The organism is Verrucomicrobiia bacterium (assembly GCA_019634635.1).
In the GTDB taxonomy this organism is placed as follows: domain Bacteria; phylum Verrucomicrobiota; class Verrucomicrobiia; order Limisphaerales; family UBA9464; genus UBA9464.
In genome coordinates this window covers 38810-55824 of the sequence record JAHCBB010000003.1, presented here as the reverse complement: position 1 = coordinate 55824, position 17015 = coordinate 38810, and the positions used below count along the sequence as shown (strand labels likewise).

General features: G+C 65.4%; 17 protein-coding genes. 8 read left to right on the top strand and 9 right to left on the bottom strand.

Features of this window, described 5'->3' with window-relative positions:
- Positions 1-34: 34 nt before the first annotated feature.
- From KF791_02855 to KF791_02820, 8 genes are all read left to right on the top strand, one after another.
- Positions 35-667, top strand: a complete 633-nt coding sequence (locus KF791_02855; GenBank protein ID MBX3731516.1) for a TraR/DksA C4-type zinc finger protein — start codon at positions 35-37, stop codon at positions 665-667.
- 6 nt (positions 668-673) lie between these two features.
- On the top strand, positions 674-841 hold the full coding sequence (gene rpmG, locus KF791_02850) for a 50S ribosomal protein L33 (GenBank protein ID MBX3731515.1): 168 nt from the start codon (positions 674-676) through the stop codon (positions 839-841).
- Between the two features lie 3 nt (positions 842-844).
- Positions 845-1093 carry a 30S ribosomal protein S18 gene (rpsR, locus tag KF791_02845; GenBank protein ID MBX3731514.1) on the top strand — a complete coding sequence of 83 codons (249 nt, stop codon included), beginning with the start codon at positions 845-847 and terminating at the stop codon, positions 1091-1093.
- Between the two features lie 103 nt (positions 1094-1196).
- Positions 1197-2132, top strand: coding sequence for a zinc ABC transporter substrate-binding protein (locus tag KF791_02840; GenBank protein MBX3731513.1), 936 nt, complete (start codon positions 1197-1199; stop codon positions 2130-2132).
- Positions 2129-2914: a metal ABC transporter ATP-binding protein gene (locus KF791_02835; protein ID MBX3731512.1), complete on the top strand. Its 786-nt coding sequence runs from the start codon at positions 2129-2131 to the stop codon at positions 2912-2914. The genes KF791_02840 and KF791_02835 overlap by 4 nt, the downstream gene beginning before the upstream one ends.
- Before the next feature lie 60 nt (positions 2915-2974).
- Entirely contained in the window at positions 2975-3799 is an 825-nt protein-coding gene (locus KF791_02830) for a metal ABC transporter permease (protein ID MBX3731511.1), read from the top strand.
- Complete coding sequence (locus KF791_02825) at positions 3796-4281, top strand: transcriptional repressor (GenBank protein MBX3731510.1); 486 nt, start codon at positions 3796-3798, stop codon at positions 4279-4281. Before KF791_02830 ends, KF791_02825 begins: the two co-directional genes overlap by 4 nt.
- A gap of 70 nt (positions 4282-4351) precedes the next feature.
- On the top strand, positions 4352-4825 hold the full coding sequence (locus KF791_02820) for an NYN domain-containing protein (protein ID MBX3731509.1): 474 nt from the start codon (positions 4352-4354) through the stop codon (positions 4823-4825).
- Between the two features lie 10 nt (positions 4826-4835).
- Here the strand turns inward: KF791_02820 and gcvH are convergent, their stop codons facing one another.
- The 9 genes from gcvH to KF791_02775 all read right to left on the bottom strand — a co-directional run bounded on the left by gcvH (position 4836) and on the right by KF791_02775 (position 16678).
- Positions 4836-5222 carry a glycine cleavage system protein GcvH gene (gene gcvH / locus KF791_02815; GenBank protein ID MBX3731508.1) on the bottom strand — a complete coding sequence of 129 codons (387 nt, stop codon included), beginning with the start codon at positions 5220-5222 and terminating at the stop codon, positions 4836-4838.
- Between the two features lie 40 nt (positions 5223-5262).
- Entirely contained in the window at positions 5263-6399 is a 1137-nt protein-coding gene (gene gcvT / locus KF791_02810; GenBank protein ID MBX3731507.1) for a glycine cleavage system aminomethyltransferase GcvT, read from the bottom strand.
- A gap of 26 nt (positions 6400-6425) precedes the next feature.
- Positions 6426-7148 carry a hypothetical protein gene (locus KF791_02805; protein ID MBX3731506.1) on the bottom strand — a complete coding sequence of 241 codons (723 nt, stop codon included), beginning with the start codon at positions 7146-7148 and terminating at the stop codon, positions 6426-6428.
- 119 nt (positions 7149-7267) lie between these two features.
- On the bottom strand, positions 7268-7591 hold the full coding sequence (locus KF791_02800; GenBank protein MBX3731505.1) for a cell division protein FtsL: 324 nt from the start codon (positions 7589-7591) through the stop codon (positions 7268-7270).
- Positions 7592-7756: 165 nt separating this feature from the next.
- Positions 7757-8875, bottom strand: a complete 1119-nt coding sequence (gene rho / locus KF791_02795) for a transcription termination factor Rho (protein ID MBX3731504.1) — start codon at positions 8873-8875, stop codon at positions 7757-7759.
- Positions 8876-9356: 481 nt separating this feature from the next.
- Positions 9357-9758: an ACT domain-containing protein gene (locus KF791_02790; protein MBX3731503.1), complete on the bottom strand. Its 402-nt coding sequence runs from the start codon at positions 9756-9758 to the stop codon at positions 9357-9359.
- Between the two features lie 331 nt (positions 9759-10089).
- Positions 10090-11712, bottom strand: coding sequence for a Na/Pi cotransporter family protein (locus tag KF791_02785; GenBank protein ID MBX3731502.1), 1623 nt, complete (start codon positions 11710-11712; stop codon positions 10090-10092).
- A gap of 37 nt (positions 11713-11749) precedes the next feature.
- Entirely contained in the window at positions 11750-13039 is a 1290-nt protein-coding gene (locus tag KF791_02780; GenBank protein ID MBX3731501.1) for a Tat pathway signal protein, read from the bottom strand.
- 69 nt (positions 13040-13108) lie between these two features.
- Positions 13109-16678 (bottom strand): hypothetical protein, encoded by a 3570-nt coding sequence (locus KF791_02775; protein MBX3731500.1) that lies wholly within the window; start codon positions 16676-16678, stop codon positions 13109-13111.
- Positions 16679-17015: the final 337 nt, after the last annotated feature.

Below are 17015 nucleotides of genomic sequence, written 5' to 3'. Positions count from 1 at the left end.
GAGATCTTGATTTGTTCAACCTGGGAACTCGCCCGTGAGCGTCAAAAAAGGAGCCAGCCCGAAATCCGGCAGCCGTGCCAAGTCGCCGGCAACCGAGCCCGCACGTCCCAAGGCGACCCGCATCACCAGCGCGGCCTCCATCCTCGGCAGGCCGCTGGCGAGCCAGTCCAAGGGCGGTGCGGCCCAGTGGACCCCGATCGCCCGGATCAAGCCTGAGTGGCAGAAGTACTACCAAAACCTTCTCGACCTGCACGCGCGCCTGCGGGACCAGATGAGCGGCCTCGCCAAGGAGTCCCAAAGCGAGATGGAGAGCTACAGCCTCCACATGGGCGACTCCGGAACCGACAATTTTGACCGGGACTTCGCGCTCAGCCTGCTCTCCTCCGACCAGGACGCCCTGTACGAGATCGAGGAGGCCTTGAAGCGCATCGAGAAATCCACCTACGGCATTTGCGAGCTGACCGGCAAGGCGATTCCCCGGGCCCGGCTCGACGCCATCCCGTGGGCCCGATTCACGGTGGAGGCCCAGGCGCAGCTTGAAAAGGAGGGCGCCCTGAAACAGCGCCGCCTCGGCCAGCTTGGCAGTGTCGAGACGGGGGCCGCCTCGGAGTCCGACGATTCAGACGACGACGCCGAGGAGCGTCCGGTTGCCAAGGAAAAGGAGTGAGCTGTCATGCCGCGAGAAATTGTCACCATTGAATGCACGGAGGCCCGCAAGGAGGGCAAGTCGCCCAGCCGTTACCAGACGAGCCGGAACAAAAAGCTCCAGACCGACAAGGTGGAGAAGCGAAAGTATAATCCCGCCCTCCGGCGACACACCCTCCACCGAGAAATCAAGTAAGCCATGCCCCGCAAGACCAAGCTCGACGACTCGAAGTCCAAGCGCCGTTCGACAACCCGCACGCCCCGGGTCAAACCCAAGGTGGACTTCACCATTGACGCCATTGACTTCAAGAACGTGGCGCTCCTGCGCCAGTATGTCACCGAGAACGGCAGGATCCTGCCGCGGAAGTACACGGGACTCCCGGCGGCCTACCAGCGCCGCCTGGCCACCGCCATCAAGCGCGCCCGCCAGATGCTGCTGATGAAGTAGCCTCCCATCACTCCGAAGGCCCGCCGCGCACCGGCGGGCCTTTTCGTTGAATCCCCGTTGCCGTTCATTTGCAAAACGATCCACTGGCAGTCACGCTGCCCCGATGATCCGGTTGCGATTCACCCTGCTGCTGCTGTCGGCATTCTTGTTGGGGGGGCTCCTGACCGGATCGGCCGCCGAGGCGCGGCGCCTCCGCATCCTGACCTCGATTGCCCCGCTTTACTCATGGGCGGCGAATGTGGCCGGTGATGCGGCGGAGGTGGAGAACCTCCTTCCGGCAGATGTCGGGCCACACGACTACCAGTTCCGGCCGCGCGACCTGCGAAAGATCCGTTCGGCCGACATCATCCTGCTCAACGGCCTGGGACTGGAATCGTGGTTCGCCCGCACCATTGCCGTCGAGGATCCAACGGCGGCCAAGAAGGTCGTGGAGGTGGCGGCCGGCGTTCCGGAAGCGCTCCTGATTCATGAGGTGCCGGCAATTCACCTCGGCGATTCGTCCGAACCGCACCTCCATCAGGGACCCGCAAATCCGCACCTCTGGCTGGACCCCTGGTTTGCCCGTCATGCCGTCACCAACCTGTTGCGCGCGCTGCGGGAGGCGGATCCCCAGCGCGCACCGGAGTTTGAACGCAATGCCTCCCGATATGTCACGCGGCTGGACACGCTCGAACGGGAGGTGCAGGCGACACTGGCCGCATTGACCCGGCGCCAGCTGGTGACCTTCCACGATGCGTTTCCCTACTTCTGCCGCCGGTTCGGACTGGACTTGGTGGGCGTGATTGAGGAGGTCCCGGGCACCTCGCCGTCCCCCCGTTACCTGGCCGACCTCTCCCGGGTGATCCGGGAGCGCCGCGTGGGGGCGATCTTCACCGAACCCCAGTTTGACGCACGCCTTGCCCGGCAACTGGCGCGCGACCTGGGGATCCGGGTCGCAGCCCTCGATACCCTCGAAACCGGGCGGCTCGCGCCATCGAGCTACGAGGACGGGATGCGCGCCAACGCCCGGGTGATCCTCTCGACCCTCGGCCCGCCATGACGGACATCCAGTTCCACCGCGCGGGTGCCGCCCTCGAGGTCCAGGATCTGCACGTCACCCTTGGTGATGTTCCCGTGTTGCGTGGCGTCTCCCTCCGGGTGCCCGCCGGCCAGCTCGTCGCGATGATCGGTCCCAACGGCTGCGGCAAGACCACCCTGCTCCGATGCCTGCTGGGACTGCAGAAGCCCGACTCGGGCATCCTCCGGCTCTTTGGAGACCCGGTCACACCCCGGACCCTGTGCCGCGTGGGCTACGTGCCCCAGCGCCTGACGCCCGAGCGCAGTTTCATCCTCAGCGTTCGCGAATTTCTGGCGCTCAAACTGCCGTCCACGCGCCACTGGTTCTGGCGGTCGCGGCGCCATCTCGACCGGCAGTTGCTCGATGCCCTCCCCGATCTGTCCCTCGAACCGCTGCTGGACCGCCCGGTCGCCGCGCTCAGCGGGGGCCAGCTCCAGAGGGTGCTCATCGCCTTCAGCCTGCTCGGCAAACCCGAGTTGCTCCTGCTCGACGAACCCACCGCCGGTGTGGACACTCCGGGCGAACAGTCGTTCTACGAGCTGATCCGCCGCATCCATGAGCGCCAGCAGCTCACCGTGTTGCTGGTGTCCCACGACCTGTCCATGGTGTACCGGCATGCCACCCGGGTCTTCGCGCTGAACGGCGTCATCTGTTGCGAGGGCACCCCGGAGGAGGTGATGAACGCGGATTCCCTTCGCCAGGCTTACGGCATCCACGTGACCCCGTATCACCACCACCACGCGCCTCCGGAGGTTTCCCGATGAGTCGCGCCGGGGTGACAGGCCTTCCTCGGAACACCAGCGGGGGCGAAAGCAGCATCGGCAATGTGGACTGAGCCGTTCATGCAGCGGGCGTTGTTGACCGCCCTGCTCCTCGGGCCCCTCTGCGGGCTGCTCGGCGTGTTCGTCACTGCACGCCGAATGGCCTTCTTCAGCGACACCGTGGCCCACGCCGCCCTCGCCGGTGTCGCCGCCGGCCTTGCCCTGGGCTGGGAGCCCTCCTGGCCCATGGCCGGCATCAGCCTCATCGTCGCCCTGCTGATCCTCTGGCTGCGCGAGCACACCGAGCTCATGAACGACACGATCATGGCCCTGCTGATGTCGGCCTTCATGGCCGCCGGGGTGGTGGGGTTCAGCCTGCTTCGGGGGTTTCGGGGGGAGCTCCACCGGTATCTGTTCGGGGACATCCTCAGCGTGGGTTCCGGCGACGTCGGCCTTGCCGCGGTCTTGGGAACCACGGTGATCGGCCTGCTGTTTTTTGGACTGAGCCCGCTGAGCTTGCTGACCGTCCACGAGGAACTGGCGCACGTGACCGGGATCCCCGTACGGCGCCTGAATCTGATGTTTGTGGTGGTGCTGACGCTCGTTGTGGCGATGAGCATCCGCCTGCTCGGCATCATTCTGGTGACCTCCCTCCTGGTCATTCCACCCGCGACGGCAAGGAATCTGGCCGGCAACCTCCGCCAGCAGATCGTGCTGAGCATCCTCACCGGCCTCCTCGGCGCCGTAGGCGGTGTCCTGCTCAGCTACCAGCTCGACCTGCCCTGCGGTCCCACCATCGTCCTGACCTGCGTCAGCCTGTTTCTGATCACGCTCGCCGCCGCCCGGCGCCCGGGCGCCATCCGGCCGCCCCGGCCGGCCTGCCCATGAAGGATCCCTGTCCGCCCCATGCGCATCAGCATCGCCTGATCCCGCCGCCCCTTGGCGATCTCACCGCGGCGCTGCGCCGGCACGACCGCAAGGTGACCGGACCGCGCCAGGCCATCCTCGAAGTCCTGCGCCGCCACCAGCACCCCCTTTCCAACCGGGAAATCCATGCCGCCCTTGGAAAGCGCGGATGCGACCTGGCCACCGTCTACCGCAACCTGCACACCCTGGAGACGATGGGAATGGTCCGCCGGTTCGACCTCGGCGACGGAACCGCCCGGTTTGAACTCGTCCCCGAGGGCGATGACGGCCACCACCACCATCTGGTCTGCACCGCCTGCACCCTCATCATCGAGGTCGAGGATTGCTTCCCGACCGAACTGGAGCAGGCACTCGCCCGACGACACGGCTTCGCCCAGATCACCCACCGCCTTGAGTTCTTTGGCGTCTGCAAACGGTGCGCCGCCCGCCCGGCTTCCAGCTGATTCCATCACACGCGCTTCCGCCCGCCACCCGTCGGTACAACCCAAACCGGGGGAATTCATCGCCGTCCCCATGCTGATCCGCATCCTCATTGATGGCTACAGCCTGCTGCACCGTTGGCCGGAGCTGGCCCCGGGGCGCCCCCGACACTCCGCGGCCGCCCGGGATGCGCTCCTCCAGAAGCTGAGGATCTATTGCGACGCGTCCCACACGCCGATCACCGTAATCTTTGACGGACAGGGCGCCCCGCCGGGGACCCCCGCCCCGGATTCCGGCCGGGACCTGGAGGTGCTCTATTCCGCCCGGGGGCGGACCGCCGACGATCTGATCGAGCGGGCAACCTTCCGGCTCCGCGAATTCGGGGACGTGCTCGTGGTGACCGACGACCACGCAGAGCAGGAGACCGTCTCCGCATCCGGCGCCCTCGTTTCGAGCTGCCGACCCTTCATCCAGCAGGTGGAGGAGCGCCTGAAGGAGGCGCAGGCTGATCTCCGGGCCGTCAATCAACGCGAGCAACAACGGTTTCAGCGCGGACGCGGACCGTAACGCGACACGGTCACACGCCAATCTGCGCCCGATAGGCCTCCGGGGTCAGCAAGCCCTCCACCTCCGGAGCCGCGGACAGTCGGACTTGAAAAAACCAGCCGTCGCCAAACGGGGACGCATTGACCAGCCCGGGGTTGTCGGCAAGCGCGGTGTTGACCTCCAGGACCTCGCCGGAAACCGGAGCGTAGATGTCGCTTGCCGTCTTGACAGACTCGACGACCGCGCAGGCTTCACCGGCCGCGAGGCGACGCCCGACATGGGGAAGCTCGACGAAGACAATATCGGTCAACTCGTGCTGGGCATGGTCGGTGATGCCCACGGTGGCGATGTCGCCCCGGACTCGAACCCATTCGTGGGATTTGGCGTACCGAAGGTCGTTGGGAACTTGGGAGCTCATGGAGAATTCCTAGCGCAATATTGGTTGGAGGGAATCGGGATCATGTTTTGCGGTAAAACGGCTTGCGCACCACCTCGGCAGGAAAGCACCGGCCGCGGATGTCCACTCCGACCCGGGTGCCGGGCGTCGCAAGATCCGAAGGCACGTACCCCAAACCGATCCCGACACCCAGCGTCGGACTCTGGGTGCCGCTCACCACCGTGCCAATGGGGACATCACCGGCATGGATCGCGTATCCGGGGCGGGGCGGGGCGGATTTGCCGGTCATTCGAAAAGCGATGCACCGCTTCGCGACCCCCTCCGACTTCTGCTTCCAGAGGACGGGACGCCCGACGAAGTCCCCCTTGTCGAACGAGACAAAGACGCCCAACCCCGCCTCGATGGGCGTCGTGTCCTCATCGAGCTCATGCCCATACAACGGATAACACACCTCGGTGCGAAGCGTGTCCCGCGCCCCAAGGCCGCACGGTTGGAGACAGCCGACGTGACCCACGGCGAGCACGTGCGTCCATAGAGGTTCCATCACCGTCGCCGGAGCCACCACCTCGAAGCCATCTTCACCCGTGTACCCGGTCCGCGCCACCCAGACCTCGACGCCACCAAACGTCCAGCCACTCACATCGTTCTTGCGGAGGTCGGTGACCCGGCCGGCAGTCATCCCTGCTGTGGACGCTCCCTCGAACACCTGCTCAATAAATTGAACCACCCGCGGCCCCTGGATTGCCAGCGCGCCGAAACGGTCGGACGCCGGATCCACGACCACACGACCCCGATCCGGAAAGGATTCCCATCGGGCCACGATCCAGGCGACATCGACGTCTATTCTCGAGGCATTGAGGATGAGCAGGTATCGCTCCGGACCGATCCTGTAGGCGTAGAGGTCGTCCACAGTACCTCCCCGTTCGTTGCAAAGGTGCGTGTACTGTCCCTGGCCCACCGCCAGTTTTCGGAGGTCGTTGGCCAGGATCCCGTTGAGGAACGTTTCGGAGGCTCCGCCCTCCACAAATACCTCCCCCATGTGCGAAATGTCGAAGAGTCCCGCCGCGCGTCGGACACAGTGGTGCTCGTCCACAATCCCGGAGTAGTGCACAGGCATCTCCCAGCCACCGAATTCCACGAGACGCGCCCCAAGGCGTTGGTGGACCGCAAACAGGGGGGTGCGACGCAGCGGCATCATTGGACGACCGGGATTCCTGAACTCCGTCAACCCCACTTTTCGGTCTTCATCTGGTCCTTTGGCAGCCCCAGGTCTCCGGTCACCAGATGCTCGACGGCCTCCACCATGTCGTTGGTGCCGCAGGCGTAGAACACCGTGGTCGCCGGATCGTCCACAAAACTGCGCACCCATTCGGGCGTGATGCGCCCCCGTCGCCCCGGCCAGGGATCCTCCGGCGAAAGCCGGGTGCAGGTGACATGAAATTGGAACCGGGAATTTCGGGCCTCCAGATCGCGGAACTCGTCGGCAAAGATGATGTCCTTGGTGGTCCGGACCGTGTACAGCACGGTGATGCGGGTGTCGAAGTCGCGGGTGGTGGCCTCACGCACAAAGCCCCGGAACGGCGTGACACCTGACCCGCCAGCGACGCAAATCAAGTGGCGGCCCGGAGGATCAAAGACCGGAAGGAACCGCCCCGCAGGCGGAATGACCACCATGCGGTCCCCTGCTTCGGCCCAGTCCACCACGCTCGTCCCCATTTTCCCGTCACGCTTGACCGTCACCTCATAAAATCCGCGGTCGAGCGCGCAGGAACTCAGGGAATACGCCCTCCGATACCTCGGCTTGTGGGGCCAGGCCACCGTGATGAACTGGCCCGTCTTGAACTCGCCCGGATCATAATCGGGCGGCCATAGGAGCCGGATGGTTTTGACGTCGGGGAGCTCAAGCCTGACCGACTCGATGGACATTTCCGCGATGACTTTGGCCATGATTTTGAGAGCGCCCCGGCAGGGCCGGGACCGGGATTCCGGGGCAAAACGGCCGCCGAAGCAAGGAGCGGATGCAGACGCCTCGATGGAGCGAAAACCCTTCCGGCAGACTCAGGGGGTCATCGGACACCCGTTTCAAACCGGACAATGATCTCGTCCGGCCTCGACATCCCCATCTCGCGAAGCGCCCGCTCGACCGTACGCGGATCCCGCTGGAGTGCCTGATGTTGCGCGTGAAGATTTCGCAGCTCGGCGTCGCCCTCCGCAGCCTGCGCCTGCAAGTGCTGCAACCGCTCCCGAAGGGCGCGGTTCTGGTGAATCAGGGGGAGATAGCTTACGGCAGCGGCCGCGAGCAGCGACAGGCCAATGAGCACGACCAGCAGGCGATTGGCGAATCCCCAAAGCCCGGAGTTCACTTCCTCCCGATTTCCGTCCGCACTCATGCCTGCCATCAATACCTCGGCTTGAAGGACCTTGCGGTGCGAACTCCGGGGACGCAAGCGGCTTCCAGCAGCCGGCAAGGACCGATCCGCCGCATCCCCGTGGTGTCAAGTTCCGCTGCCCGTGATGGCCGTTCGCGTTGGTCGCGGGTGCCGACGCCCCCCGGCTCAGGCGAGCTTGGCCAGCAATTCGTCGTTGGTGCGATGCTTCTTGAGCGCCGCCAGCAGGGTTTCCATCGCCTCCACCGACTGGAGATCGGTGAGCATCCGTCGCAGCTTCCGGATGGCCTCAATATGACTGGCCGGGAATAGCTTCTCCTCCTTCCGCGTTCCGGATTTTGGGATGTCAATCGCGGGGAACAACCGCCGCTCACTGAGCTTGCGGTCCAGGATGAGCTCCATGTTTCCAGTGCCCTTGAACTCCTGGAAGATCAGCTCGTCCATCCGGCTGCCCGTGTCAATCAGCGCCGTCGCCAGGATGGTCAGGGACCCGCCCTCCTCCACCTTCCGCGCGGCGGCGAACATCTTCCGCGGGATCTCCAGGGCCCGGGCATCCACACCCCCGGTCATTGTCCGCCCGGACCCGCCGTGCACGGAGTTGTACGCACGGGCCACGCGGGTGATGGAATCCAGCAGCACGAACACATCGCGTCCCGCCTCGACCATCCGCTTGCATCGCTCGATCATGAACCGGCTCAGACGGACATGGGTCTCGAGATCCTGGTCATTGCTCGATGCGACCACCTCGGCCTTCACGCTGCGCTGGAAATCCGTGACCTCCTCGGGACGTTCATCAATCAACAGCACCATCACATAGACCTCGGGATGATTGGTGGTGATGGCGTTGCAAATCTGCTTCAGGATGGTCGTCTTGCCGGTCCGGGGCGGCGCGACGATCAGGCCGCGGGTCCCCTTCCCGATCGGCGTGACCAGGTCAATGATCCGCTGTTCGAGCAGTTCCGAACTGGTCTCCAGGCGGAACTTCTCGATGGGGTCAATCGTGGTCAGGTTCTCGAAACGGATGGCATGGATGTATTCCTGATAGGTCTTGCCGTTGACCCGCAACACTTCCCGCAACTGGGGGCTGTTTCCCTTGTGGGGCGGGTTGACGGTGCACTCGATCTGACAGCCCTCACGAAGTCCAAGTCGCTTGATGGAGTCCGGAGTCAGAAAGACGTCGGTCGGCTTCGGGGCGTAATGCGACTTTGCGGATCTCAGGAAGCCAAACCCCTTTTCGGAAATCTCAAGAAACCCATCGTGAATCACAGGCTGTCCCTCCGGCCCCAACTGCGGTCCGGCTGGACGATTGCCAGGGCCGGGGCCGGGGCCCCGCGGCCCGGAATTTCCGGGGTGACCGGGTCGCCCAGGACCGCCGCCGGGTCGCCCGGTGGCGGCGACAGGACGCCCCACAGTGGCGGGAGGTCTCGACGGCGGAACACCCTGGATTCGGGACGCCGCCATGGGAACACTCCGATTGCCAACCACTTCCGATCCTCCGGTGGAGCCTCCCGGGACCCAATCCTGGGGGGCGGACCCCGGAACCGGGGTCGGTGTACTCTGATCGCTCATAGATGTCGTGATTTGTCCGGAAAAGGCCCGATCCCTTCAGGCGGCTCAATACCACCTCACGCCGCGAAATCCAGAATTGGGGAAGCAGTTCCCCGGCTAACTCAGGCGGGGACTGGCGAACCTTGGACCAGACATCGGTAGCCGCAATCCCGGACGGACGCAACCATTGGATGCGAGAATTCGAAAAAATGTTAGAAGCTCAGGCGGGAGACGCATTGAGCGCCTTGAGGGCTTTTCGATAATGAGTCACCCGCAGCACGAGAAGCCCGTCCCGCTCGCTCGGGCTGGTCGCGCTGTACGCATACTCGATGTTGATCCGTGCCGCGGAAAGGCGGCGGGCGATTTCGGCAAGCGATCCGGGGCGGTTGTTCCCATGCAGCAGCAGCACTTCGCTCTCCACCACCAGCGCCCCCCGATCCTCGAACACCACCAGGGCCCGCTGGGGGTCGCTCACCACCATGCGCAGCACCGTGTGGTCCACCGTGTCGCTCATCGAAAAGGCCAGGATGTTGATGCCGGCCTCGGACAGCGCCGTACACACCCGCGCAAGCGCCCCGGGGCGGTTGTTCAGGAAGAGGGCAAGCTGCGTTGCAACCTCCATTTTGGAAACGCCTTTCATGGCCGCCCAGACGCCGCGCACAGCATCTCCCGCGGCATCGCGCCGTCAATGAGGGAACGGCGCCCTCCGGGGACCATGGGACAGAAGACGCCCGAATTCCTTCGCACCCTTCTGCCAACTCCCGATCCTTTGATGAAGAAACGCCGCCCTCCTTGCGGAAGGCGGCGCTTCAACCCAAACGACCCTAACAAGTCCTGCCACCCGACAGGACGTTCAGAAGTTAGCACCTTCAATGCCAATCCGCGCTGAAGGTGCGACTGACTGGAAGTCCCCGGCCGCCGGGTGGTCCTCGCATCGGCAATTCCTTGATGGCTCACGGTTCGTCCGGAAAAGGATCGGGCTCCGCCAGCGTTTGCGCGGACGGATCCTCATGGGCGAGGTGATGGGTGATCCGCCACGCATGATACCCCAGCCGGTCCAGCCATCGGATGACGTCGAGCAACTCCAAGGCCGTCGAGGGATCCGACCGACCGGTGGCCGTCTCGCGAAGAATCAGGGGCCGATCCAGACGTCGGAGCTCCGCGAGATCCGCGGCCTTTGACGCCACCGTCACTTCCCAGGACTCGGGACCGCCGTGGCGCAACCCGGAGGCGCCCAGTTCGAGCAGTGTCGCCGTCAGACGCACCGCACCCTGAAGGCGCGGATCCCGGATTCGCGTGCCGATGCCGCCCGGGGGAGTCCAACGGGCCTGAAAACGGGCCAGGTGATCCAGGGCATGCAACTGCGCGAGCCTTCGCCGGGTCACCCGATCGTCCTCAGCCACCGCCGGGATTTGCGGGAAAAACTCCTGCAACCGCGCCAGCGCCGCCCGCGGCAGCGCCAGGCGCGCCGTGGAAACGGCGTGCATGGGGTTCTCCAGAACCGACCGGGCTGCATCGAACGATTCCGCCGCCGTTTCAGACAGGGCTCGGCGGGTCGCCTCCAGGGCGACCGCAGGTGTCTTGAGGACGGTGGAGTCGAGGTGACGGGTCAACACCGGCCCGCGGTCTGGGAGCCACTGCTCGATGATCCGGGCACCCCGTTCTGCAAACGGCAGGAAAATCAGCACGCCCAAGGCAATAAATCCCGTATGAAAGGCAGCGAGACTCACCGCCCCGGGGTCCAGCCCCGCATGCTCCTGCGCCTGGCGGATGCCCCATAGGAAAACCGGCAGCAACACCAGGGCGATCAGGCCGCTGGCCAGGTTGAACACCACATGCGCGAGGGCCGTACGCTTCGCCGGCACTCCACCGCCAATCGCCGCGAGCACCCCGGTCACCGTCGTTCCCACGGCGGCGCCGATGACCAGGGATGCCGCCTGCTCAAAGTTCACCGCTCCGGACTGCAGCGCCGTAAGCGTGGTCGCCACAGCGGCACTGGAGGACTGCATGACGACCGTCAGGAGGATACCCAGCCCCATGGCCACCCCGTGACCCCAAAGGCCTCCGGCGGGCAGGCGCGCCAGATGAAGCACCTGCGAAAAACCGCGCATCGCCAGTTGCAGGGTCTCGATCCCGATGAACACAAGTCCGAACCCCGCCAGGGCCAGGCCGAGAGACCGCCATCGCCCCGGAGCCAGTAACTTGATGAAGGTTCCGACACCCACCAGCGGCAGCGCCCAGACCCCCAGGCTGACCTTGAGACCGAGGACTGAAACCAACCATCCCGTGCCCGTGGTGCCCAGACTGGCCCCCAGGACAACCCCGATGGCCTGGGGAAACGTCAGGAGTCCGGCGCTGACAAATCCGATGACGGTCACGGTCGTCGCACTTGAAGATTGCACCAGGACGGTGATCACCGCGCCGGAGCAGAACGCCTTGAAAGGCGTTCCGGTGAATCGGACCAGCGCGCGGCGGAGCGCCTCACCGGCAAACGCCTTGAGTCCGTCGGTCAGGAGCGTCATCCCGAGCAGGAAGAGGCCGATGCCGCCCAATAACTGACAGCTCGAGGTCAGCATCGGCACCCCCCGGATCGGCCGGCCAAACCGTGGCCGCTCACGGACCCGTCGCCTCCGCGAACCCCGCCCGCTTCAGGCCGCGTTCCAGGACCCCGCCACGCTTCATGCGCCTCCACACGGAACCCGTCCGGTAATTCTCCGCCATCAACAGGATGGCCCCCTGATCAATGCCCAGGGTGTCGGTCGCCCACCAATCGCGTGTCCGGTTGAAGGCATCGCGAAACCCATAGGGCCCCCACAACCGGTCGCGGTGATTCGTCTCCAGCGCCCGAAGCGTGGGCAGACACACCTCCGGGGCAAAAGGAAGTGATCCCCCCACGGCGGTCGGGGCGAGCGTGCCGTCGTCGTTCTCCGGAGGCGGGGCGCCCCGCGCGGCATAGCCGTCCGGGCCGTCGCAGGCCGTCAGTCCCCATTCCAGGGGACCGTAGTTCGGAAAACGCGCGGACTGTCCGATGCAGTAGGCCCGTTGGGCCAGTGTGGCCCGCCGGCTGTTCTCAAAGTAGGTGATCCCACGGCGCCGCATGTAAGCGTCAGCAATTCCCCGGAAGTCCACCCAGCAATGCGAATACTGATGTCCAAACAGCGGGGCAAAGACGACGTAGGACTGCCCGTAATGCGTCTCCCAGCGATATCCCGACGTCCACGCCTCCCAGGAGATCCCGGACTCAGCGGACGCACCCAGCGCCAGCAAATACAGGATCATCGCCTCGTTGTAGCCCCGCCAACGGGACTCCAGAAATCCCGCCTCCGGGCGCCACCCCATGGTCAACGTGGCTTCGCCATTGGCCATCCACTGCCAGTCCACGCGATCCACCAGCTGCCGCGAGAGAGTCCGGATGCGCGCCTCCCCGGGGTGGGACTCCTCAAAAAACAGGGACGCATCCAGGACCCCCGCAAGGAGGAGCGCGGTATCCATGGACGAGAGTTCGCACTGCCACGCCCGCAGTCCGGAATCCATCTCCAAAAAGTGGTAATACCAACCGCGGTGCCCCATCATCCCGTCCTGGTCGGGACCCTGGGGTCCCCGGGCAAGCGTTTCGAGGGTCCGCAACACGCGCTGCCGGCCCGTGGATCGGTCCACCCACTCCCGTTCAATCCCGATCACGATCGCGGACAGACCAAACCCCACCGCGGCGATGCTACACGGCGCGCCCGGGGCGGACCGATCCCGAACCAGCCCGTTCTCGGGATTGACCTCGTGCCAGAAGTATCCAAAGGCTGCCTTTTGGAGGCGCTCCAGAAACGCATCGTCCGTCTCGGCATGGACGATCCCGGTGAGTACGACCAGGCTCGACAACCCGGTCAGGAGCCAGCGCGAGCCGTGCATGGCCGCTACCCTACTGGATCTTCCGGAAACGCCAACGAGATCCCGGAAGCACCCCCGGCAAAAAACCACCTACCTTGGTTCCTGGTCCCGACGACTCGGAAACTCGAAGGTCTGCGATCCTTCAAGGATCACGACTCTCATGAACCGCTGCACCTGTTCAGACACCGGAACCCGGTCCCGAACGGTGACCCGTTGGACGCCGCTGCCATCGGAGACCGCAACTTCCATCAACCCGGCGTCCGACCAGTCGAGCAGATCGCTCCCGGCCTCCACCCGATATTCGCGGTCGGGCCGAGGCGAATCAGGCCGCGCATAGGTGATCGTCAGGTATTCGACCTCCCCATCGCGGGTCACCCCGCAATGGACTCCGGTCCCCGGAGCCGCCCCGGGAGGCGACGGCCCGTAGAAGACGTCTCCGGGATGTGGACGTTCCCCGGGAGTCGGCGACGTGCCGCCCGTCGCGGAAATTGCGCCACGGGAGGCCGCGGTCTCCAGGTTGAGGTAATCGAAATTCAACCAGTAGGTCCGGTCGGCCTCCAAGGGCCCGGTGCGGACCAGTTCGATCGAGTTCGCCCCCGCCGTCGCGCCCACTGCTCCGGACGAAACGTCCATGGAGAGTCGCGACGGGCGATCGAGGCGGTTCGAGTAGAGCGTGGTGGCCATCCCCGCCCCGTTCCGAAATCGGATCACCACGTCATGGTGCCCATACCCGGGCCCCTTCTGGTTGATCGGGGCCCGCAGCCAATACCCGCAGCTTGAGAACTCCAGATTCAATCGAAGCCGGGAACCCGGATTCGCCTGGGCACCGCTCAGGATGAAATGAACCCGGTTGGTGCGGTCCGCATGGGTCAGCGAACGTTCCCAAGCCGCGAAGGGCTCCTGTTGCGGAACGTCAAGAGGAAGTCGCAGCCCGTTGAATCCCGCCGGGTAGATCCCGGCGCAGTAGTAGTCGTCGTCCGGACCCGGATTGCCGGACGCCTGATGCAACGGGTCTCCCGGAAGCCGTGTCACGGCCCCCGGCGCCGGGTCCGCACGTCCGTTCTCCATCGAAAACTCGCCATAGGGCGCGTAGGGCTCCCGCGACGGATCATCGTCAACTCCGACCTGCCATGCCACGCGGAACGGCTCCAAGGCCGCCTTGGGGATGGAACTCTCCAGGTTGAGGTAGTCAAAATTGAGCCAGTAGGTCCTGTCGGCCTCCAGAGGCCCGGTGCGAACCAGTTCAATGGAATTGGCCCCGACGGTTGCACCCACCGCGCCGGCCGGGAACTCCATCGCCAGCCGCGAAGGGCGATCGAGCCGGCTGGAAAAAAGCGTGGTAACGGACCCGGCTCCGTTCCGGAATCGGATGACGAGGTCATGCGCCCCATATCCCGCCCCCTTCTGGTTCACCGGGGCCAACAGCCAGTACCCGCAACTCGAAAACTCCACGTTCAACCGCAGCCGCGCCGTCGGGTCCGCCTGGGCGTCGCCCAGGATGAAATGAACCCGGTTCGTACGATCCGAATGGGTCAGCGACCGCTCCCACGCTGTGAACGGCTCCTGATGGGGAACGGTGAGGGATTCCCGCAGCCCGTTGAATCCCACCGGGTACGTCCCCGCGCAATAGTAGTGGTCGTCGGGCCCCGGATTGTTCGAAGCTTGGTAGAGCGGGTCCCCCGGGAACCGCGTCACCGCGCCCGGCTCCGAATCGGCACGCCGGTTCTCCATCGAAAACTCGTCGTGCGGCGCGTAGGGCGAAACCGCCGGGTCATCGTCATGCCCGATCTGCCAGACCACCCGAAACGGCTCGAACGACAGGGGCGGGTTGGATTCAGGGGCAGCCGGTCCCGCGACGCGAATCGTCACCGCCGTCCCCTGGCTGAGATTGAAGTAGGTCCCGCCCGGGGTCCGCTCAAGGACCAGGTTCTTCACGAGATAGGTGTACGTCTGCCCCACCGGTGCCGCCTCCTGATACGATGCAGCGGCCAGCGGACTCGGGGTCACACTCGAGAATGGCCCCAGCGGCGACGTTGAGCGAAACACATGATACCCGGCGAGCCCGGGCTCGGTGGAGGCCTTCCACGACAACACCACGCGACCGTCAGCGCTGGATGCTGCCAGTGAACGCGGGGGCTCCACCATGTGGAGGCGCAAGGCGGGGTCACCCATCAGCCCTGTGTGCGTGCCACTGAGCGGTGGATACGGACCCCAGCGCGGGCCGCCAGGAGCCAGCGAAGTCCCGCCAGAAAGTGCCGCATTCTGGGAGGCGCGGACGGCCAATCCAACCGTCTCGCCCATGCCCATGGAATGCATGAAATAGGTGGGGGTGCCGGCCCAGATCGCCGCGAGCCCCAGCGAAGTGCCGTCGGCGTTTCCCGCCAGGACGGCACGCATCAGGTTGTCGGGGGTGTCCCAGTCGCCAAAATAGCTGCCAAACAGTGCCAGGAAGACCGCCCGGCTCGGCCGGGTTCCGAAGTCGGCCGTGGTTCCTCCGCCCGAAATGCCTTCGCGGGAGCCGAAGCCACCGAGATACCCCACCAGGTAGTCGCGTCCACCGGCATAAGCACTGGAAAACCACTGATCCGCCGGCACGACATCGAGCGTCACCGCCGGGGGACGCCCGAGCACGGAATAGGCCCAGTGCCAGCCCGTCATCCCGGTCAGATACTGGGGCAACCCGTCGCGAATCAACGAGCGCCTCGGAATCGCCCCGTACGGCGCCATCCGGTGACGGTACCGGTGCGCCCGGGCCAGATACCGCCGCAGCAGGTCCACCTCCGACACCGAAGCCGAAGGTGCCTTCTTCATTGCAGAAAGATCCACACGCCCGACGGCCAGCTCCAGCGCGCTGGGGAAGACGGACGCATCAAACTTCCCGTCACCCGGCACATTATGATTTCGCGGGTCAGCCGATCCCCGCTGGTTCACGAGAGTATCGGTCCAGATGCCGTCCATCTCGCCGTAGTAACCATCCGCCGGCCAAGCCCCCCGATGATTCGAATGACCATCCGGGCAAAGATCGCCGGAGTAGGGAACCGGCACGCGCCCCAGCAGGTAGACCATCCGGACCTCCGACGGCCTGGCCCGGTAGGCCGCCTGGATCCGCGCCTTCACGGCGGGAACGCCATCCGTCCGGGAGACCACAATCCGCTCGACACCCCACCCGTCACCCGCCAGATCCCTTTCCAGTTCGTGAATCTCCGATGCCAGCGGCACGGTCAGGCCCGATTCGATGACCAGAAGGAGGATGCCCCGCGCCGTCGTCGGCGGCACGTTGAACCCGGCGCTCAAGTACCCCAGGGCGGGTGACGGCATGGAGCCTGAGGAGCCCGGACTCAACCGACGTTCCAGCCAATACTCGTACTCCACGTTGGGGGCGGCCGAGGCGTCGGCAAACGAGGTGGCGGCGACCCCGAGATCTGCAAGCATCCCCCAGGTCGGGCCGCCCTTCACGCGCCGGTGGAGGCGCTGGGCGGTGATGTTGGATTGAAGTCGTTGGGACCAGGACAGCCGGATGTGCGGTGCACCGGACGACACAGACGCCCCGAGGTCCACCACCACGTCCGCAGGCCCCACGGTCTGCGCCCGAAGCGCCCCCGCCCACCCCAGGACGACCAGCACCGCCAGGACCGCCAGCAGCATGGACCCCCGTTTCATCCGCCCCCCCCTTCACGCGTCCCATTCCGGGACAGCAATCCCCGGCCACGCCACAGCGTCATCTCAGGCAGGCTCCGCGCAGACCGCAATGAGGCAGACCGGCGGATTTCAGGCTGCATAAATAGGTTGCGACTTGGAATCATTCGGCTGATGCGGCGCACCGAGTCTCCACGGCACATCGCGCGACGGACTTTTACCGAACTGGGTCGGCGGAGAGCAGAGGTTCTCGAGGAGTGAATCAATGCGACATCGGCAGGGCGAGCCTTTTCTCGAACGGGCTCGGGCCACCGGCCGCCATCTTCGACGAAGGGAATCCTGGACGGGCTGCCAGTCCGGC